The following is an 18,378-nucleotide window of genomic DNA, read 5'->3' on the forward strand; positions in this document are numbered from 1 at the left end:
GGGGATTGTGTTTCAGGCCCGGGCGTTTCTCCTGGAGGACACTCGTGTCGACCTCCCTCGCCTCCCACGTGCGCCGCAACGCGGCCGCCCTCCTCGCCCTGCTGATGGGGCTGCTCGTCACGGCGGGGGCGACCACGTACATCCGGCGGGGGGTGAGCCTGCGCAGGCAGCAGCTCTTCGATGACGCCACCGCGGACGGCTCCGTGGCCCTCCAGCAGCGCCTGGACGTCTACCAGGCCATGCTCCTGGGCACGCGCGGCGTCTTCACCGGCAGCGAGGCGGTGGAGCGGCGCGAGTTCCGCGCGTACACTGAGAGCCTGGAGGTGCGCCAGCGCTACCCCGGCATCCAGGCCGTCGGCCTGGCGCGGTGGCTGAGCCGGGACGAGCTGGCGCGGCACGAGGCCCGGATGCGCCAGGAGGGCTTCCCCCAGTACCGGGTGTGGCCCGAGGACGCGCGCGAGCACCACGCCGTCGTCGACCTGGTGGAGCCGTTCGACGTGAACAACCTCCGGGTGCTCGGGTTCGACATCATGTCCGAGCCGGCGCGCAGGGCGGCGCTGGAGCGCGCGATGCGAAGCGGCCTGCCCGCGGCCACCGGCAAGGTGCAGCTGGTCTCCGAGCCCGTGGACCAGGTGGCCCAGGCGGGCTTCGTCATCTACGTCCCGCTCTACGCGGGGATGGTGGAGCCCACCACGCCCCAGGCCCGCGGCGAGCGGCTGGAGGGGTTCGTCTTCGGCGCCTTCCGCATGAAGGACTTCGTGGAGGGCCTGCGCTTCCAGGGCTTCCAGTCCACCATCGACCTGACCATCTACGACGGCGCCACCGTGAGCGAGCCGGCGCGGCTCTACACCTCGCACCCCGGCGCGCCGGACGCGGGGGGGCTCCGGCAGCAGCTCACCGTGCAGGTGGCCGGGGTGCCGTGGACGTTGGTGTTCACCACCCGCGAGGCCTTCATGAGGGGCACGCGCTCCAGCCATCCCTTCACGGTGGCGGGCGGCGGCCTGCTGATGTCGCTGCTGCTCTTCCTCGTCACCCGCGCGCAGGTGAACGCGCGCGCCCTGGCGGAGCAGGCCAGCGCCGAGCATCGACGGCTGGCCGATGAGGCCCAGGCCGCGGTGCGCGTGCGCGACGAGTTCCTCAGCGTGGCCGCGCACGAGCTGCGCACGCCGCTCACCTCGCTCAAGCTCCAGCTGCAGCTGCTCTTCCGGCAGCTGAGGCAGCCGGGGCCGCTGGACGCGGAGCGGCTGGAGCGCGGAGTGGAGACGTGCGAGCGGCAGACCACCCGACTCACCAAGCTGGTGGACAGCCTGCTGGACGTGGCGCGCCTGTCGAGCGGGCGGATGGAGCTGCAGCTGGAGGACGTGGAGCTGGGGGAGCTGGTGCGGGAGCTGGCGCGTCGCTTCGAGGCGGAGGCCCAGGCCGCGGGTGTGCGGCTGGAGGTGGACGCGCCCGAGCCGATGACGGGCCGGTGGGACCGGCTGCGCCTGGAGCAGGTCCTCACCAACCTGATGTCCAACGCGCTCAAGTACGGGCACGGCGCGCCGGTGGACGTGCGCGTGCGCGGCGACGCGGAGCTGGCGCGCGTGGAGGTGCAAGACAGGGGCATCGGCATCGCCCCCGAGGACGCCGCGCGCGTCTTCGACCGCTTCGAGCGCGCGGTGTCCAGCCGGCACTACGGCGGGCTGGGGTTGGGCTTGTTCATCACCCGCCAGCTCGTGGAGGCCCATGGGGGCCGCATCCTCCTGGAGAGCCGCCCGGGCGAGGGCTCCACCTTCATCGTCCACCTGCCTCGCGCCGGGCCGCCCCTCATGGACACCCCTTGAGGTCAGCTCACTCGTAGGTCGGCAGGCACTTGTTCTGCCAGACGCAGTGCCGGGCTCCCGACGAGGCCTGGTTGCACGTCGCCTGCGTCTTGTACTGCGCGCAGAAACACTCCCAGGCATTGCCAGTACAGAGCCCCTGCTCCGTCTGTGCGGGGGACTCGGGCTGCGGCTCGGCTTCGACTCCTCCACCGCACGCGGACAGCCCCAGCAGCGAAACCAACACGACAAAGCGACGCATGGTGTGTACTCCGGCGCAAGGAGGGTGGCCCACCCTCGGAGGGGAACTCGACCTTGCCCCACGGTTGTCTGGACTGTCTAGTTCGACTCCAGGACACACGTGGGCGCCGGGTGGCGCATGAATCGTGAGCGCCAGGCCCACGCCTTCGCGCCGTATGCAGTCAGCGGCGATGGATACCCAGACACGAGGAGGCAAACCATGGGTGCATTGGATGGACGAATCGCGGTCATCACGGGCGGGGCCACGGGCATCGGGCTGGCCATCGCCGAGCGCTTCGCGAGCGAGGGCGCGGAGGTGGTCATCGCCGGCCGGCGTCAGGGGCGGCTGGACGAGGCGGTGGCGCGGATTGGCCATGGCGCGCGCGGCGTGGTGACGGATGTGGGAGACGAGGCCCAGGTGGTGCGGCTGATGGAGTCGGTGCCCCGGGTGGACCTGCTGGTGACGTGCGCGGGCGGCGCGGTGTTCGGGCCGGTGGAGACGGTGCCGATGAGCGCCTGGGAGGCGCTGTTCAAGGACCGCTTCTTCGGACAGCTCTCCGCGGTGCGTCACGCGGTGCCGAAGATGCGGGAAGGGGGCGCCATCCTGTTGTGCTCGGGCATCGCCGGGCACGCGGCGCTGGCGAACTACGCGGGCGGGGCGGGGCTGTGTGGCGGCATCAACGCCATGGGGCGCTCGCTCGCGGTGGAGCTGGCGCCCCGGGGCCTCCGGGTGAACGTGCTGTCACCCGGGCTCACGAAGGACACGGCCATCGACTGGGGCGTGCCGGTGACGCAGGTGGGGGCGTTCCTGGACACGCTCGCCGCCCACGTCCCGATGAAGCGCGCGGGCGCTCCCCGGGACATGGCCGACGCGGCGTTCTTCCTGGCGACGTGTGCCTATGCCACCGGCATGGTGCTGGACGTCGACGGTGGCTGGACGGCGGTGTGAGGCATTACCAGGCGTAGTCCTCGGGCGCGGGTTTGTGGCCCGGGAAGATTTCGTCCAGCCGGGCCAGCGTCTTCTCATCGAGCTTCACGTCGAGCGCGCGCAGGGCGGCGTCGAGCTGGCCCGCCACGCGCGGTCCGATGATGGGCGCGGTGACGGCGGGCTGGTGCAAAAGCCACGCGAGCGCGACGTCTCCGGGCTCGTGGCCCAGCTCGGCGGCGAGGGCTTCGTAGCGTTCGATCTTCTCCTGGTTCTTCTGGAGGGCCTCTCGCGCGCGGCCCTCCAGGCGGCGCTTGCCCTCGCGCTCCTTCTTGAGCACGCCGCCGAGCAGGCCGCCGTGGAGGGGGGACCAGGGCAGCACGCCCAGGCCGTAGTGGCGGGCGGCGGGGAGCACTTCGAGTTCCACGGTGCGCGCCAGCAGGTTGTAGAGGGATTGCTCGCTGATGAGGCCCAGGAAGTCGCGCCGTGTGGCGGCGGCCTGGGCCTGGGCGATGTGCCAGCCGGCGAAGTTGCTGCTGCCGACGTAGAGCACCTTGCCCTGGGTGACGGCGACCTCGAGGGCCTGCCAGATCTCCTCCCACGGGGTGGCGCGGTCGACGTGGTGGAACTGGTAGAGGTCGATGTAGTCGGTGCGCAGGCGCTTGAGGCTGGCGTCGAGGGCGCGGCGGATGTTGAGGGCGGACAGCTTGCCCTCGTTGGGCCAGTCGCCCATGGGGCCGTAGACCTTGGTGGCGAGCACGGTGCGCTCGCGGCGCCGTCCGCCCTGGGCGAACCAGTTGCCGATGACCTGCTCGGTGCGGCCCTTGTTGTCGCCGAAGCCGTAGACGTTGGCGGTGTCGAAGAAGTTGATGCCGCGCTCCAGCGCGGTGTCCATGATGGCGTGGGACTCGGGCTCCTCGGTGTTCCAGCCGAAGTTCATCGTGCCCAGACACAGCCGACTGACGGAGAGCCCCGAGCGACCCAGGTTCGTGTACTGCATGGCGACTCCTTCGCGGCCGAGGGACTCCAGCGCGCCACGGCGGTCCGGCCCAGGCCGCCAGGCGCCGCGTACAGTGACGAGTCACCGGGGCCGAGTCGAGCGTCCTGGACGGACTTCGGGGGGTTGTCGTGCGCAGGCGACACAAGTCAGCGCGCCCCTCCTCTTCGTTTCACCGCGACGTGGGGAACCGAAGGCGGTCAAGCAGGCGGAGGCACGCAGCGCCTCCAGGAGTCCTCGTGAGGGGTGGCCAGGGAGTCAGGCGCCCGCGGACGATGGCGACCGCTTCGTCGGTACTTATCGTTGGTCCGTCGTTGGAGCGCGCTTCGAGCCACTTCATTCCGGGAGCCACCCCATGAAAGCCGTCGTGCTGAAGGCCTATGGAGATGCGGACAACCTCGTCGTGACGGAGATGCCCGAGCCGAAGGTGGGCCCGGGAGACGTGAAGGTGCGCGTCATCGCCGCGAGCATCAACCCGGTCGACTGGAAGATTCGTCGAGGCGACATGAAGGAAGTGATGCCGGTGACGTTCCCCGCCATCCTCGGACGGGACGTCTCGGGAGAGGTCGTCGAGGTGGGGCAGGGCGTGAAGGGCTTCATGAAGGGCGACCGGGTGATGGGCGTGGTGTCCTCGGGCTATGCGGAGACGGTGGTCGCCCCCGAGGAGGTCTGGGCCCGGGTGCCGGACTCGCTGGAGCTGAAGGACGCGGCCGCGCTGCCGCTGGTGACCCTGACGGGCGTGCAGTTGATCGAGGAGCAGATGAAGCCGGCCCAAGGCGACACGGTGCTCGTCACCGGCGCGGTGGGGGCGGTGGGACGCGCGGCCCTGTTCGCGGCGAAGGCGCGGGGGGCGAAGGTCTGGGCGGGCGTACGGGCCACGCAGGTGGAGGAGGCCCGGAAGCTCGGCGTGGACGGGGTGGTCGCGCTGGAGGATGCGAGCGACATCGCGAAGCTGCCGACGCTGGACGCCGTGGCGGACACGGTGGGCGGCAAGGCCGTGGCGGCGGTGTTGGACAAGGTGAAGCGCGGCGGGCGGGTGTGCAGCGTGGTGGGGGAGCCGAAGGGGGCGAAGGAGAAGGGCCTCCAGGTGAGCAGCTTCTTCTCGCACCCGGATGGACGCCGGCTCGCGCAGCTGGGAGAGAGCGTGGCCAAGGGCGAGTTGACCATCCCGATTGGCAAGACGTTCAAGCTGGATGAGGCGAAGGACGCCCAGAAGCACGCGGAGAAGGGCGGCACTGGCAAGGTGCTGCTCGTCAACTGAGCTCTCGGCTCGGTCGCGGAGGAGTCCCCGGACGTGAGCCCGGGGACTCCTCGTCGAGCCCCTTGGATGCGTCGCTTCAGAGCAGGTCCACGTCCGTCAGCGCGGAGACGATTCGCAGACAGGCGCGCAGGGAGGGGCCCGGTGGCGTGGGGCCTCTCGCGATGGCGAGCTCCACGTGTCGTGCGTGTCCGGCGATGGAGCGATAGACGGCGCCCTCGCGCGTGAAGGTGCGCACGGACTCCGGCAACAGGGCGCAGCCGAGCCCCGCTGCGACCAGGCTGACGATGGTGAACCACTCCCCCGCCTCCGCCACGAAGGTCGGCGCGAAGCCCGCCTCCAGGCACATCCCCGTCACCGCGTCATGCAGCGAGGGCGCCGTGTCCCGCGGAAAGCCGATGAACGGTTCGTCGGCGAGCTGCTCCAGGGGCACTCGCGTCTTGCGTGCCAGTCGATGCCCCGAGGGCAGCACGACGACGAGCGGCTCGCGACGGAGCGTGTCGATGCGCACTCCCGACGCCGTCACGGGGCCTCGCACGAAGGCCACGTCGAGCCCTCCCAGTCGCACCTCCTCCAACAACGTCGTGCTGTCCGCCTCACGCAACATCAGGTGGACCTCCGGGTGCGCGGCGCGCAGTCGACGGAGCACCTCGGGCACGAGCGAGAACGAGGCCGGACTCAGGAAGCCGACGCGCAGCAACGTCTGCTGCCCCGCCGCCGTGCGCTGCGCGGCCTCCGTCGCATGGGAGAGGTGCACGAGCACGCGCCGCCCCGCGTCCAACAGGGCCTGTCCCGCGGGGGTCAGCTCCACGCGCCGTCGGTCCCGGCGCAGCAACTGGCAGCCGAGCTCCTCCTCCAGCCGGCGAATCTGCTGACTGAGCGCCGGCTGCGCGAGGTGGAGCCGCTCGGCGGCCTTGCGGAAGTGCAGCGTCTCCGCGACCGCGATGAAACAACTGAGGCGACGGGTGTCGAGGGGCGGTGATTTCACTGCGTTATCACAGGGTGGTTTTTCCGTATTGGACGCCGCTTCGAACGCCGGGTCTAGAGTCCCCCATGTCCTCGCGCTTCTTCGTCCTCGTGACGGGGCTGTTCCTCGGATTCACCGCCCATGCCTCGGCCCCGGAGGCCGTCCCCCGCTTCGAGCCGACGCCCTGCCCTGCCACCGTCGCGTCCGACGAGGCCATCGACTGCGGCCTGCTCGTCGTCCCGGAGAACCGACAGAAGGCGGACAGCCGACTCATCAAGCTTCCCGCGATGCGCCTGCGCAGCCGCGCCCAGAAGCCGGCCCCGGATCCCCTGCTCTTCATGCCCGGCGGGCCCGGTGTCAGCGCCGTCTCCAACGTGCGTTCCGGCAAGCGCAACCCGCTGCTCGATGAGCGCGACTTCCTGGTCCTGGAGCCTCGTGGCGGGAAGCTGGCGCAGCCCGCGCTCGAGTGCCCGGGCATCAACGCGCTCAAGGGGGAGATTGCCGCGGGCCGGCTGCGGGGCCAGAAGGCGCAGGACGCGCTGACGAAGGAGGCCGGGCGCTGCCGCGCGAAGTGGGCCTCCGAGGGCGTGGACCTGGATGGCTACACGACGGCCGCCACGGCGGATGACATCGACGCGCTCCGGCAGGTGCTCGGGTACAAGACGCTGAACCTGCAGGGCCTCTCGTACGGCACGCGGCTGATGCTCACGGTGGCGCGCCGGCACCCGGGGACGGTGCGCTCGCTCATCCTCGATTCGGTGCTGCCGCCCGAGGTGAACTTCGACGAGGTGTCCGCCGCGAACTTCCAGCGCGTGCTCAACGGGGTGTTCGATGGCTGCGCCCTCGACCGGGAGTGTGGCGCCGCCCACCCGGAGCTGCGCAAGCGCTTCGCCCAGCTCGTCGCGGCGGCGGACCGGAAGCCGCTGGTGCTGGTGCTGAATCCATCGAAGACAGAGGGCAAGCCGGTGGAGGTCCGGGGCGCGGAGGTCGTCCGGGCCATCGACGCGGCACTGCACGACCCGAAGCGCATCCCGCTGGTGCCTCGCATCATCTCGCGAGCGGCGGCGGGGGATTACTCGGAGCTGACGCCGCTGGTGGAGGACAGCCTGGGGCCCTCGACGATGACGTGGGGCTTGAGGCTGTCGGTCTGGTGCTCGGAGGAGCTTCCTTTCGAGGACACCCAGCGCATCGCCGCGCAGCGGGCGCCCTCAGTGGGGCTCGGGGGGGTGGACCAGGGCACGGCGTCGGTGGAGACCTGCCGCGCCTGGAACGTGGCGCGCGCTCCGGCCGAGGAGAACACGCCGGTGACGAGCGACGTCCCCACGCTGGTGTTCGCCGGCGAGTTCGACCCGGACACGCCTCCGGATTGGGGGCGACAGCTGCTCGAGTCGATGCCTCACGCGCGCTACGTCGAGATGCCGGGACAGAGCCACGGCGCGTCCTTCAATCGCTGCGGCGGAGAAATCACGCTCGCCTTCTTGCGTGCCCCCGAAGCGCCCCTGCCCCTGGACTGCGTGACGAAGCTGCGCGGCGCGGACTTCGGCCAGAGCGCCGCTGTCGCGCCCCCCTGAGCGCGGGGGCCTACGTCGACAGGCCCGCCCTGGGCCGCATCAGCCGCGCGCCCAGGGACACCACGGCCCACCACACCAGGCCCCAGAAGAGCGCGAGCAACAGCCACCCCTCCAACGACGGCGGCGCCCAGCCTCCCGACTCGCCAGGTCCGTACACACGCAATCCCAGGCCACTCAACAACATCAACGGCAGATAGACCGAGCCCGCCACCACCGGCCCCAAGGCCTCGACCGGGAACACCGTCACGAGGAGCTGCACCCCCAGGAGCGCGCCCCAGACCACCCATCGCAGTCGCATGGCCTCCCAGCCTCCGGTGACACGTCTCCTGGGTCAAGGCGCGCCTCCGCATGCACGCACCGCGTCGTGGACCGCCTCGTCCGCGTGCATTTCACCTCCCGCTCGCGCTCCGTTTCGGGTGGAATCCGCGCCCCATCCCGGAGGCCGCACCATGTCGTCGACCGCATCGCCCCTCGCCGCGCCCGAAGCCTGGAACCTCGTCGCCCCCGAGTACGTGCGCGAGCTGCTCCCGGTGTTCGAGCACTTCGCGAAGGACGCGCTGACCCGCGTGGCCGCCCCCTCCGGCGCCCACGTCCTGGATGTCGCCGCCGGGCCCGGCACCCTCGCCCTGCTCGCCGCCCGTCAGGGCCTGCGCGTCACCGCCATCGACTTCGCCCCCAAGATGCTCGCCGCCCTGCGTGAGCGCGCCACCTCCGCCGGGCTCGACATCGACGCGCAGGTCGGCGACGGCATGGCCCTGGAGCTGTCCGAGCAGACCTTCGACGCCGCCTTCTCCCTCTTCGGCCTCATGTTCTTCCCCGACCGCCCCCGGGGCTTCCGCGAGCTGTACCGCGTGCTGCGCCCCGGCGGCCGCGCCGTCGTCTCCAGCTGGCGCCCCATGGAGCACTCCCCCGCCATGAACCTGGTCTACCAGCGCTTCGCCGAACAGCTGCCCGGCCAGGGCGCTCCCCGCGGCGGCGTCATGCCCCTGTCCGACCCCGACACCTGCCAGCAGGAGATGGGCGCCGCCGGCTTCGACGACGTCCACGTCCACCAGGTCTCCGTCCCCGCCCACTACCCCTCCACCGCCGCCATGGTCGACGCCATGATGCGCGCCGCCGCCCCCGTCGCCCTCGCCCGCCGCGCCCTGGGCGCGCAATGGCCAGACATCGAGAAGACTGTCGTGGACAAGGTCACCCAGGACCTGGGGCCCGGCGCACAGGTCGTCCAGTTCAATGCCTACCTCACCGTCGGCATCCGTCAACCGACCCCGTCTTCCAATATCAGACACCCCTCCACTCCCAAGGGTTGAGCAGCCGACAGTCCGACAGCTTTTCGGCGGGGGCCTCCGTACGCCTGCCGGATTCTGGCTTTTCCTCTCTTCGGAACACTTGCACTGCCATTGCAACTTCCGGAGACAGCGTGGGGACCTACCGGATCGTCAAGAAGCTCGCCGCGGGAGGCATGGCCGAGGTCTATCTCGGCAAGGTGGTGGGCGCGGAGGGCTTCGAGAAGCCTGTCGCCGTCAAGCGCATCCTGCCGTCGTTCGTGCAGGACACGTCCTTCGTGGAGCTGTTCCTGCGCGAGGCCAAGCTGGCCGTCACGCTGCAGCACGGCAATGTCTTGCAGGTGCTGGACCTGGGCACGAGCGCGGGCCAGTACTACATGGTGATGGAGTTCGTGGACGGGGAGAACCTGAGCGCGCTCATCAAGGCGGCGCGCAAGCGACAGGTGCCCCTGGGCCTGCGCGAAATCTGCTTCATCGCCCAGCAGGTCGCCGACGGGCTCGCGTATGCCCATGGGCGCACGGACCCGTCCGGCGCGCCGCTCGACATCGTCCACCGCGACATCAACCCCGCCAACGTCATGGTGGCCAGCAACGGCGGCGTGAAGCTGGCCGACTTCGGCATCGCCAAGGTGGCCGACGAGGAGCGGCAGGAGACGCAGGCCGGCATCCTCAAGGGGAAGATCAACTACCTCTCCCCCGAGCAGGTGCACGGGCGCCCCGTGAACCAGCGCAGCGACATCTTCCTGTTGGGTCTGCTGCTCTACGAGATGCTCGCGGGCAAGCGGCTCTTCGAGGGCAGCACGCCGCAAATCATCCACGCGCTGGGCAGCTTCGACGAGCGCGCCCTGGAGCCGCTGCCGGGCGTGCCCGCGCCGCTGTGGGATTTGCTCCTGCGCGCGCTGGCGGCCAACCCGGACGCGCGCTGCCCCGCCGCCCGCGAGTTCTCCGAGGGCATCCAGAGCTTCCTCTTCGACCACCGGCTGCGCGTGGGCGCCGCCGACATCGCCAGCCTCTTCGCCCGCGCGCTCCCCGAGTGGCGCTCGCCGCTGGCGGACCTGGCCGGCGCGCCGGGCGAGGAGATCCGCCTGGTGGACGAGGACCTCGCGCGCATGCGGACGCCCGCGCCTTTGCCGCCCCGGGAGGCGCGCCGCCCCGGGGCCGCCACGCTCGCGCCGCCCACGCTGCGTCCGGTGACGCCGCCACCCTCGGGCCCCCAGGCCACGTCCGTGGTCCGGCAGCCCGTGCAGGGCGCCGAGCCGGCCACGCGCCTGGGCTCGCCTCCGCTGCTCGGCACCCGCGTTGTGCGGGCGCGACAGCAATTGGGCGCCATCCTGCTGACGCGCGGCATGGTGACGCCGCACATCCTGAACGAGGCGCTCACGATTCAGAGGAAGCACGGCGGCAGGCTGGGCCAGGTGCTCGTCCACGAGCGCTGGCTGGAGCCCGACAACCTGGTGCTCGCGCTGTCCGAGCAGTTCGGGCTGCCGCACATCACCGAGCAGCAGCTGATGACGATGCCGGTGCCGGAGGAGCTCTTGCGCCTGGTGCCGCGCGAGCTGTGCGACCGGCTGTGCGCCCTGCCCGTCGGGCTCAAGGGCCGCGAGCTGCTCTGCGCGGTGCTGGACCCGCGCGACGTGGAGGTCACCAACAACCTGAAGTTCAAGGCGGGCGTCGTGTCGGTGCAGGGGCTGTTCGCCTCCGAGCAGGCCATCCGCAAGGCCATCCTCCGCTTCTATGACAACGAGATACCGAAGGTGCGGGACCGCTCGCCCATCGAGCTGGAGGAGCCGGCCGAGGCGAAGGAGCGCGACACCCGCGTGCTCCAGTTCGCGGAGCAGTTCACCGGACGCCGGGTGCTCGACGGACAGACGCTGGAGGGCCCCAAGCCCGCGCCCGTAGAGCCCGTCAGCCGCGCCACGCCCGTGAAGAGCGACGTGCGCGCGCGCATGGTGCTGGTGGTGGCCGAGCCCTCCGAGCCGCGCGAGGCCGCGGTGAAGCTGCTCCTGTCCCAGGGGCTCGCGGCGGCCACCAGCCCGGCGGCGGACGCGGCTCGCGCGCTGGCGCTCGGGGGCTATGACCTGGTGCTGGTGCTCGAGGACACAGTCGCGGAGCCGGGAGCCCTGGCGCAGAAGCTGCGCGCCGCGCACCCCAAGGTCGAGGTGCGGCTGTTGCCCTCGTACAGCGCGGCGCTGACAGGCGAGGGCGGCCCGCTGGCGAAGCTGGGCGAGGTCCAGTCCCGACTGCTCGACGGCGTGCTGTCGATGCTGGGGGGCAGCGGGACGCTGGCGCCCGCCCTGACGAAGCTGGCGCGGCGGCTGGCGACGCGGATGGGCGCGGGGCGCGTGGAGGAGGTCCTGGTCACCACCGCGGCCAGCGCGCTGGCCCTGGCCGCGCGGCTGGAGGAGCCGCGTCGCTTCGCCCTGCCCTCGCGCGCCCGGGCGCTCGCGCTCGTGGGCAGCACCACGCCCGAGGTGAACGAGCTGCTCGTCTCCGTACTGCCGGAGGGCGAGGACCGCACGCCGCCCGCGAGCCGCACCGCCGGCGCCCTGCTGTGCGCGGCGCGCTTCGTCCAGGAGGTCCAGAGCCCCCAGGCTCCGCCGGCGCGCGCGGCCCAGGCGCTCCAGGCGCTGCGTCAGGACCCACGACTCCCCGCGCCCGCGCTGGAGGCGCTCACCGCGGAGCTGGAGTCCACCGCGCAGACGGACAAGGCGGCGCTCCGCGTCGTGGTGGCGGAGACGGACGGCACCAACGCGCTGACGCTCCAGATCCGCCTGATGGCGGAGGGCATGGCCGCGGTGCGCGCGCGGACCCGGGCGGAGGTGGAGAAGGCGCTGGGCGCCGGAGCACACGCGGCGGTGCTCGCGGACCCGCTGCCGGACGGAGACCTCCACTCGCTGCTCCAGGCGCTGCGCAAGGCGCCTGCCACCGAGGACCTGCCCGTCTTCCTCATCGTCGACAAGGACGACCCCGTCGTCTTCACCGCGGGCCTGGAGGCCGGCGCCGACGACGTCATCGTGCGCTCGGCCAGCCCCGAGGTGCTCATCGCCAAGCTGCGCCGGAGCATCCAGCAGCGTCAGGGCTCGAGGCGCGGAGCGAAGAGCGCGCCGTGAGCGCGGGGGCGGAACGGACCCGTCGAGCGCTGTTCAACACAACACAGGCATGCGCGGTGACGCATGCGGGCAATGCGGGAGTCCTCGGCATCATGCCCTCGAGTCCTTCCACAAGGAGCCGCGCATGATGCTGAAGCCCGCCTCGGGGTTCGTGTTGGCGTTGACCGTCGCCGTGGGAATGGTCGTCACCACCCTCTCGCAGGAGGAGCGACCTGGGGACGAACGGCCACCGGCCTCCACCGCATGTGAGGCCGCGCGCCAGCAGCGGCTCATGTCGGGCGCCCAGGACGTGGAGCCGTCGCTCCTGGTCCAGGAGCCCTCGGGTGCGCTCGGCTACTGTTCGTGGGATTGCTCGTCCTGCGCCACCACCGCGGAGTGCAGGGCCCGCAACGCGGGCAGTTGCTACAACATCTGTCCGTGAGCGACGAGGACCGCCCGGCGCTCCATCGTGAGCACCGGGCGGACACCTCCCGCACGAAGACGGCTCAGCCGCAGGTGCTGGAGTACTCGGTCACCGCGAACGACGTGCGGCGGCCACCGATGTACGCCGTCTCGTAGCAGGAGCAGCTCATGTAGCCGACCCACTTCGTCAGCGTCGCGTCGGAGTAGTAATCAATCCAGTAGGACTGGTTTCCGCAGAAGGGCAGCGCGTCCTCGCGCGTGTCGAGCTCCGCCTGCGTCTCCTCCAGCGGCTCCGCGCCGCCACAGCCCACCATGAAGCCCGCCGCCATCAGCAACGCACCCAGGATGTTCCTGCTCCGCACGTGTGTATCCTCCACCGGGGCTGTCTTCCGCCCCGGTGGCGATACCCTAACACCACCCAGCAAAACGAGACATCATCGACAAACTGAGTCATCCAGGACTCTTGTGCGCGAGTGTCTCACGGAGCCCTGAGACACCGCGGCCGCGTTCAGCCGGCTGCGCGGCGCAGGGCGTCCAGGTCCAGCTTCTTCATCTTGAACAGGGCCTGTGTCACCCGGGCGCCCTTCTCGGGGGACGAGCTGGCCAGCAGCTGGGGCAGCTCGGTTGGCACCACCTGCCACGACACGCCGAAGCGGTCCTTGAGCCAACCACACTGCTGGGCCTTCTCGTCGCCGCCCTCGGACAGGCGGGACCAGTAGTGGTCCACCTCCGCCTGGGTCTCGCAGTTGACGATGAGCGACATCGCCTCGGTGAACTTGTAGTGGGGCCCGCCGTTGAGCGCGAGCAGCTCCTGGCCGTCGAGCGAGAAGAGGAGGGTCATCACCGCGCCGGGCGGCTGACCGCTCGGTCCCGCGCTCTGCTCGGTGTACTTCGTGCGCGTGATGACGCGGGAGTTGGGGAAGACGGACGTGTAGAGCGCGACGGCGGCCTCCGTCTGCTCGTGGCTCTGGAACCAGAGGCACTGGGTGATGCGCTGGAGCTTCTGGGACATGGCGGGTTCCCTCCGTGGGGTGTGTGAAGGCAAAGCTGCACAGACTCGAAGCGGGCGGCCCGGCGGTGCGACCCGGGGGCCCTCGCGCGGACGACGGGTCGCCCGTCCGCACGGGCGGGAGGAGAGCCTGGGGCCGCGGCGCCCCTCCCGTGAGACAGGCTAGGGGACGACGTTCACCGTGGCCATCGCCGTGCCCACGGTGCCCACCTCGTCCTGGAACAACTCCAGGCCCACGGTGTGAGTCCCTCGGGCGCTCGACGGGATGTGCTTCGTCATCGTGAAGGTGAAGTCACCGCCCGGCGGGAGGTTCACTCCCCAGTCGGAGAACTCCGTGTCCCAGCCCGTGGTGTCGTTGTTCCAGAAGTCGTACCAGACCCAATGGCACGACGCCGCGTCGTGGTTCGCCACGTGGACGGTCCACGTCACCTGCGAGCCGGGCGCCGCCGTCACTGTCGTCGGCGAGAGCGTCAGCGTGGGCGCGGCCGTCACGCAGGGCGCGAGGACGTCGAGGGTGGCGGTGCCGCGCACGGTGTGGCCGGAGCGGGTGACGTCCACGCCCGTGGTGTACGTTCCCGGCGCCATCGAATACGGCGTGTAGAGCTGCAGCGTCAGGGAGACGGAGCCGGACGCGGCGATGGTGCGCTGCGGGGAGAGCGGGTCCGCGCTCCAGCCCGTGGGGATGATGGACGCGAGCTGGAAGGTGCTGGGGCCACAGGCCGGGCTGTCGCGGTTGACGATGAACAGCTCCACCTCCGGGCGCGCGCCCGGGTAGACGGTCGGCTCGAACGGCGTCACCTCGATCTCAGGCGCCGCGCGGACACAGGAGCCCTGACGGTACTGGACCTCCACGGTGAGCCCGGCGGGGGTCGCGGACACCACGCGCAGCGACAGGTTGCTGTACGGGTCCTCCCAGGTGATGCCCGGCAGCAGCGCCGGGTCGCTCCAGGACGCCGTCCCCGGCGTGAAGTCCAGCAGGTGCGTCCCATCGCGCGTGTCCCCGTCCTGATAGTGGACCAGCGCGCCGCCGAACACCTGCGCGGGCAGCGTCGGCTCGTAGCCACCCGTCGGCTGGCGGTACTCCAGCCACAGCCACGCGCCGTTGCCCTGTCCCCGGCGCACCTTGAGGGCCTTCACCCCGGTGGAGGACACCACCGGCGCGAGCGTGAAGGTGCCGCCCACGCCGTCCACCTGCGTCACCGAGGTCGAGGCCAACCAGCCGATGCGCGCCTTGTGCGGCGCCGCGTAGTGCCCCAGGTTCCAGCGGCCCATGGTCGAGAACATGTCCCCGTACTCGTCCAGCGTGCCGAGCTCGTTCAACAGTCCCAGCGGCTCCGCGCCGAAGTCGCGCGACTGCGAGTGGTTGAGCGACAGGTTGTGCCCGGCCTCGTGGGTGATGAGGTGCACGGCGCGGTCATAGGTGTCCATGGACTCCGCGACCAGCCACGCGGTGGACGCCGTCACGGTGCCCGACGGCGTCGGCACCTGTCCACACGACAGCGTGGCGAGCCCTCCGTAGAAACAGCCCGCGAGCGGACGCGGGTGGATGACGAAGATGCGGTCATACGCGGTGAAGTCCACGTCGTCGCCCACCGCGGCAATCGCCGCGTCCCGCATCTCGTTCGTCTCCGAGCACGAGTACGCGCGGTCCAGGGTGTACCAACCCACCACGGCGCCCGTCGTCGTGGTGCGCCCCTCGGAGACCTCGCTCCAGTAGCCCGCGAGCGAGCGGCGCGTGGTGGAGAAGAACGCATCTTCCACCCTGGACAACGGAAGCGACGGCGTGGGTTGCCCCGGGAACTCCGCGAGGATGACCAGGGTGCGCTGCACACCCGTGACCCCACAGGCCGGGGTGACGCTCGCGGAGCGGTGCTCCGGGTCCAGCTCCACCGCGTGCGCCACGAGGGCGCCGTCCGAGTCACGGCCTCGCAGCCTCACCCGCTGCCCGCTCACCAGCCCCTGGGGCGCGGTGTCCGCGAACACCACCGGGCGACGCTCGCGGCCGGCCACGAGGAAGTACTCCTGATACGCGTGCTCGAGCGAGGGCGAGTCCACCACCCGGACCTCCAGCTCGCCCTCCCATGCCTGCTCGCGGGACACCGGCTCCGGCGCCTCCGGGACGGGCTCCTGCGTGCCACAGGCCATGAAACCCACGGCCGCCACCATGCTCCACCACGTACGGGACATCTGCCCTCCGACGAGCGGCGCCTCCGGACGGCCATCGCCCGAGGAGCGCCGCCACGCGCCTTGTGCCCGCGCCCGCGCACACTGACAACCACCAAGACACCGCGGCGCCATGAGTCACGGCCGACCGGGCAGTCCTGCTCGGGCGGAGCCTCGTGAAACATCCCTTCGCCACGGACATGTCACGTCGTCCCTGGGATGCACTAGCATCCGGGTTTCCCTTTCAAAGGAGTCACCGATGAAGTCGCATCTGCTGGTTCTCGTGGCGGGAGTGTCGCTGGGGTTCTTCGCCGCGTGTGGCACCACCGAGGCCGCCCCGGAGACGACGGAGACGACCGTGTCCGCGATGGGCGACCCGTGTCCGTGCGGCTCCGCCGGAGGCGGCGCGTGTCTGCCGTGCACCTATCTCTGCGGCGACAACTCCTGCGACAGCGCCAACGGCGAGAGCGCCTCCAACTGCCCCGAGGACTGCGTCGCGGCTCCGGTGTGCGGCGACGGCATCTGCAACGGGAGCGAGACGTGGGTGACGTGCCCGCAGGACTGCACCGCCCCGAGCACCTGGTGCGGCGATGGCATCTGCAACGGCGGTGAGTGGGCGGGGAGCTGCCCGGCCGACTGCGCCGCGTCGTGCGGTGACGGCTTGTGCCAGGGCAACGAGGCCACGTGGTGCTACGTGGACTGCGTGCCCGGCTGCCAGCAGGACCCGTCCACCTGCCCGCAGGTCCCGGAAGGGTGAGCTGAGGTGAAGGCCCCACCGCGCCCGTCCAGCCGTGTCGGGCGCGGTGGCGTCGTCTCTTCCGGGCCTACTTCTTCTTGAGCGTCCCGTGCGGGTCGATGACGAACTTGCGCGCCACGCCCGCGTCGAACTCCTGGTAGCCCCGGGGCGCGTCATCCAATGAGATGACGGTGGCGTTGACCACCTTCGCGATGTTCAGCCGGCCGTGGAGGATGGCCTGCATGAGCTGGCGGTTGTAGCGCAGCACCGGCGTCTGCCCCGTGTAGAAGCGGTGGGACTTGGCCCAGCCCAGACCGAAGCGCATGCGCAGGTTGCCCTGGCGCGCCGACTCGTCCTTGGAGCCCGGGTCCTCGGTGACGTAGAGGCCGGGGATGCCGATGGCCCCCGCCGCGCGGGTGATGGCCATCAGTGAGTTGAGCACCGTGGCGGGCGCCTCCGACGAGGCCTGCGCGCCATGGCCGTGCGCCTCGAAGCCCACCGCGTCGATGGACGCGTCCACCTCCGGCTCCTTGATGACGGCGGCGATGAGGTCCTCCAGCTTGTCGCTCTTCTTCAGGTCGATGGGCACGAAGCCCACCGACTTCGCGTGCGCGAGCCGGTCCGCGTTCATGTCGCCCACCATCACCACCGCCGCGCCCAGCACCTGCGCCGAGGCCGCCGCCGCGAGCCCCACCGGCCCCGCGCCCGCGACGTACACCGTGGAGCCCACGCCGACGCCCGCCGTGACGGCGCCGTGGAAGCCCGTGGGCAGGATGTCCGAGAGCATCGTCAAATCGAGGATCTTCTCCAGCGCCTGCGCCTTGTCGGGGAACCGGATGAGGTTGAAGTCCGCGTAGGGGACCATGACGTACTCGGCCTGTCCGCCCACCCAGCCGCCCATGTCCACGTAGCCGTAGGCGCCGCCAGCGCGCCCCTTGTTCACGTTGAGGCACACGCCCGTCTGCTGCTCGCGGCACGTGCGGCAGCGGCCACAGGCGACGTTGAAGGGCACCGTGACGAGGTCGCCCACGGAGAGGTACTCGACGTCCTTGCCCTTCTCGACGATCTCCCCGGTGATTTCATGCCCGAGCACCAGCCCCTTGGGCGCCGTGGTGCGCCCGCGCACCATGTGCTGGTCCGAGCCGCAGATGTTGGTGGTGACCACCTTGAGGATGACGCCGTGCTCGATGGACTTCCCTTCCGGGTTGACCATCTTGGGATAGTCAATGGAGCGGACTTCCACTTTGCCGGGACCGAGATAGACGACGCCGCGATTGCTGGCCATGAGCGGACTCCTCCGAGGCGGCCCGGCCATCCGCCGCGCCGCGTGCAGGTCCGGGTAACGCTGGGGACGCGCGCCCCCGCACGCACGGCGGAGGCGGCCTGGCGGAAGAGGCCCTCGCCGTCTCGGCCGCTGCCAGCCTTTGAGAAGTTCGCAAAGACAGACGCATCCGCCGTCACGACAATGAAACGCTCCCGTTGCACTCCCGAGAGAGAAACTCCCTTCTTCTCATCCTGTGAAGAAGGTGAGTCATCGCTCATCCCGCCATGTCTTATCTCGCGGATAAAACATCTTACCGAGTCAACGATGACATCCGTGGAAGTGCCAACAAGACGACAGTACAAGCCCTGGCACTCAACGAGGGGTGAGCATGTCCAAGGCGCGTCAGAAGCAACCATTCCAGCTGCCTGAGTTCTACGTGCCGTGGCCGGCGCGGCTGAACCCGAGCCTGGAAGCCGCCCGCGTGCACACCAAGGCGTGGTCCTACCAGATGGGCATCCTGGGGCCGCCGAGGGATGGGACGGACCGGGAGGTCTGGTCCGAGCGCCGCTTCGATGGCATGGACTACGCGCTGCTCTGCGCGTACACGCACCCCGAGGCGCCGGGGCCGGTGCTGGACCTGGTCACGGACTG

The 18,378-nt window shown here is 70.7% G+C and carries 16 protein-coding genes and 1 pseudogene; 9 read left to right on the forward strand and 8 right to left on the reverse strand.

Annotation, left to right across the window (positions count from 1 at the left end; genetic code table 11):
- Nucleotides 1-44 precede the first annotated feature (44 nt).
- Nucleotides 45-1,823 carry a CHASE domain-containing protein gene (locus K8625_RS13030; RefSeq protein ID WP_223782889.1) on the forward strand — a complete coding sequence of 593 codons (1,779 nt, stop codon included), beginning with the start codon at nucleotides 45-47 and terminating at the stop codon, nucleotides 1,821-1,823.
- Nucleotides 1,824-1,830: 7 nt separating this feature from the next.
- Here the strand turns inward: K8625_RS13030 and K8625_RS13035 are convergent, their stop codons facing one another.
- A complete protein-coding gene (locus K8625_RS13035; RefSeq protein ID WP_223782890.1) occupies nucleotides 1,831-2,061 on the reverse strand; it encodes a hypothetical protein in 231 nt (76 codons plus the stop codon).
- A gap of 198 nt (nucleotides 2,062-2,259) precedes the next feature.
- Between K8625_RS13035 and K8625_RS13040 the strand changes: the two genes are divergently transcribed.
- Nucleotides 2,260-2,988 (forward strand): SDR family NAD(P)-dependent oxidoreductase, encoded by a 729-nt coding sequence (locus K8625_RS13040; protein ID WP_223749540.1) that lies wholly within the window; start codon nucleotides 2,260-2,262, stop codon nucleotides 2,986-2,988.
- A 4-nt stretch (nucleotides 2,989-2,992) separates the two neighbouring features.
- On the opposite strand, the gene K8625_RS13045 is transcribed toward K8625_RS13040, so the two are convergent.
- On the reverse strand, nucleotides 2,993-3,964 hold the full coding sequence (locus K8625_RS13045) for an aldo/keto reductase (RefSeq protein WP_223749539.1): 972 nt from the start codon (nucleotides 3,962-3,964) through the stop codon (nucleotides 2,993-2,995).
- Nucleotides 3,965-4,316: 352 nt separating this feature from the next.
- Between K8625_RS13045 and K8625_RS13050 the strand changes: the two genes are divergently transcribed.
- Nucleotides 4,317-5,222 (forward strand): NADP-dependent oxidoreductase, encoded by a 906-nt coding sequence (locus K8625_RS13050; protein ID WP_223782891.1) that lies wholly within the window; start codon nucleotides 4,317-4,319, stop codon nucleotides 5,220-5,222.
- A gap of 76 nt (nucleotides 5,223-5,298) precedes the next feature.
- Here K8625_RS13050 and K8625_RS13055 read toward each other — a convergent pair whose 3' ends face one another.
- Nucleotides 5,299-6,207, reverse strand: a complete 909-nt coding sequence (locus K8625_RS13055; protein WP_223782892.1) for a LysR family transcriptional regulator — start codon at nucleotides 6,205-6,207, stop codon at nucleotides 5,299-5,301.
- Between the two features lie 65 nt (nucleotides 6,208-6,272).
- Between K8625_RS13055 and K8625_RS13060 the strand changes: the two genes are divergently transcribed.
- On the forward strand, nucleotides 6,273-7,757 hold the full coding sequence (locus tag K8625_RS13060) for an alpha/beta fold hydrolase (RefSeq protein WP_223749536.1): 1,485 nt from the start codon (nucleotides 6,273-6,275) through the stop codon (nucleotides 7,755-7,757).
- Nucleotides 7,758-7,767: 10 nt separating this feature from the next.
- Here the strand turns inward: K8625_RS13060 and K8625_RS13065 are convergent, their stop codons facing one another.
- Nucleotides 7,768-8,055 carry a hypothetical protein gene (locus K8625_RS13065; protein WP_223782893.1) on the reverse strand — a complete coding sequence of 96 codons (288 nt, stop codon included), beginning with the start codon at nucleotides 8,053-8,055 and terminating at the stop codon, nucleotides 7,768-7,770.
- Between the two features lie 151 nt (nucleotides 8,056-8,206).
- Here K8625_RS13065 and K8625_RS13070 point away from each other — a divergent pair, with 151 nt between their 5' ends.
- The 3 genes from K8625_RS13070 (at nucleotide 8,207) to K8625_RS13080 (ending at nucleotide 12,574) form a co-directional block, all read left to right on the forward strand.
- Nucleotides 8,207-9,067, forward strand: a complete 861-nt coding sequence (locus K8625_RS13070; RefSeq protein WP_223749534.1) for a class I SAM-dependent methyltransferase — start codon at nucleotides 8,207-8,209, stop codon at nucleotides 9,065-9,067.
- Nucleotides 9,068-9,177: 110 nt separating this feature from the next.
- Entirely contained in the window at nucleotides 9,178-12,153 is a 2,976-nt protein-coding gene (locus K8625_RS13075; RefSeq protein ID WP_223782894.1) for a protein kinase, read from the forward strand.
- 124 nt (nucleotides 12,154-12,277) lie between these two features.
- Nucleotides 12,278-12,574 (forward strand): hypothetical protein, encoded by a 297-nt coding sequence (locus tag K8625_RS13080; RefSeq protein WP_223749532.1) that lies wholly within the window; start codon nucleotides 12,278-12,280, stop codon nucleotides 12,572-12,574.
- A 64-nt stretch (nucleotides 12,575-12,638) separates the two neighbouring features.
- Here K8625_RS13080 and K8625_RS13085 read toward each other — a convergent pair whose 3' ends face one another.
- The 3 genes from K8625_RS13085 to K8625_RS13095 all read right to left on the reverse strand — a co-directional run bounded on the left by K8625_RS13085 (nucleotide 12,639) and on the right by K8625_RS13095 (nucleotide 15,751).
- Nucleotides 12,639-12,917 (reverse strand): hypothetical protein, encoded by a 279-nt coding sequence (locus K8625_RS13085; protein ID WP_223749531.1) that lies wholly within the window; start codon nucleotides 12,915-12,917, stop codon nucleotides 12,639-12,641.
- Between the two features lie 146 nt (nucleotides 12,918-13,063).
- Entirely contained in the window at nucleotides 13,064-13,567 is a 504-nt protein-coding gene (locus K8625_RS13090) for a VOC family protein (protein ID WP_223782895.1), read from the reverse strand.
- 159 nt (nucleotides 13,568-13,726) lie between these two features.
- Nucleotides 13,727-15,751 (reverse strand): hypothetical protein, encoded by a 2,025-nt coding sequence (locus K8625_RS13095; RefSeq protein ID WP_223782896.1) that lies wholly within the window; start codon nucleotides 15,749-15,751, stop codon nucleotides 13,727-13,729.
- A 235-nt stretch (nucleotides 15,752-15,986) separates the two neighbouring features.
- Between K8625_RS13095 and K8625_RS13100 the strand changes: the two genes are divergently transcribed.
- Entirely contained in the window at nucleotides 15,987-16,484 is a 498-nt protein-coding gene (locus tag K8625_RS13100; RefSeq protein WP_223749528.1) for a tenascin-X, read from the forward strand.
- 67 nt (nucleotides 16,485-16,551) lie between these two features.
- On the opposite strand, the gene fdhA is transcribed toward K8625_RS13100, so the two are convergent.
- Entirely contained in the window at nucleotides 16,552-17,748 is a 1,197-nt protein-coding gene (fdhA, locus tag K8625_RS13105) for a formaldehyde dehydrogenase, glutathione-independent (RefSeq protein ID WP_141326887.1), read from the reverse strand.
- Between the two features lie 367 nt (nucleotides 17,749-18,115).
- Here fdhA and K8625_RS13110 point away from each other — a divergent pair.
- Nucleotides 18,116-18,378, forward strand: a pseudogene (locus K8625_RS13110) (germacradienol/geosmin synthase); the annotation flags it as partial.

The organism is Myxococcus sp. AS-1-15, assembly GCF_020037055.1.
Lineage (GTDB): Bacteria > Myxococcota > Myxococcia > Myxococcales > Myxococcaceae > Myxococcus > Myxococcus fulvus.

Excerpts from the sequence above, each read along its gene's own strand:
- K8625_RS13060 (WP_223749536.1), top strand. The coding sequence starts at position 6,273 with ATGTCCTCGCGCTTCTTCGTCCTCGTGACGGGGCTGTTCCTCGGATTC.
- K8625_RS13040 (WP_223749540.1), top strand. The coding sequence starts at position 2,260 with ATGGGTGCATTGGATGGACGAATCGCGGTCATCACGGGCGGGGCCACG.
- K8625_RS13050 (WP_223782891.1), top strand. The coding sequence starts at position 4,317 with ATGAAAGCCGTCGTGCTGAAGGCCTATGGAGATGCGGACAACCTCGTC.
- K8625_RS13070 (WP_223749534.1), top strand. The coding sequence starts at position 8,207 with ATGTCGTCGACCGCATCGCCCCTCGCCGCGCCCGAAGCCTGGAACCTC.
- K8625_RS13045 (WP_223749539.1), bottom strand. The coding sequence starts at position 3,964 with ATGCAGTACACGAACCTGGGTCGCTCGGGGCTCTCCGTCAGTCGGCTG.
- K8625_RS13080 (WP_223749532.1), top strand. The coding sequence starts at position 12,278 with ATGATGCTGAAGCCCGCCTCGGGGTTCGTGTTGGCGTTGACCGTCGCC.
- K8625_RS13100 (WP_223749528.1), top strand. The coding sequence starts at position 15,987 with ATGAAGTCGCATCTGCTGGTTCTCGTGGCGGGAGTGTCGCTGGGGTTC.
- K8625_RS13065 (WP_223782893.1), bottom strand. The coding sequence starts at position 8,055 with ATGCGACTGCGATGGGTGGTCTGGGGCGCGCTCCTGGGGGTGCAGCTC.
- K8625_RS13095 (WP_223782896.1), bottom strand. The coding sequence starts at position 15,751 with ATGTCCCGTACGTGGTGGAGCATGGTGGCGGCCGTGGGTTTCATGGCC.
- fdhA (WP_141326887.1), bottom strand. The coding sequence starts at position 17,748 with ATGGCCAGCAATCGCGGCGTCGTCTATCTCGGTCCCGGCAAAGTGGAA.
- K8625_RS13090 (WP_223782895.1), bottom strand. The coding sequence starts at position 13,567 with ATGTCCCAGAAGCTCCAGCGCATCACCCAGTGCCTCTGGTTCCAGAGC.
- K8625_RS13035 (WP_223782890.1), bottom strand. The coding sequence starts at position 2,061 with ATGCGTCGCTTTGTCGTGTTGGTTTCGCTGCTGGGGCTGTCCGCGTGC.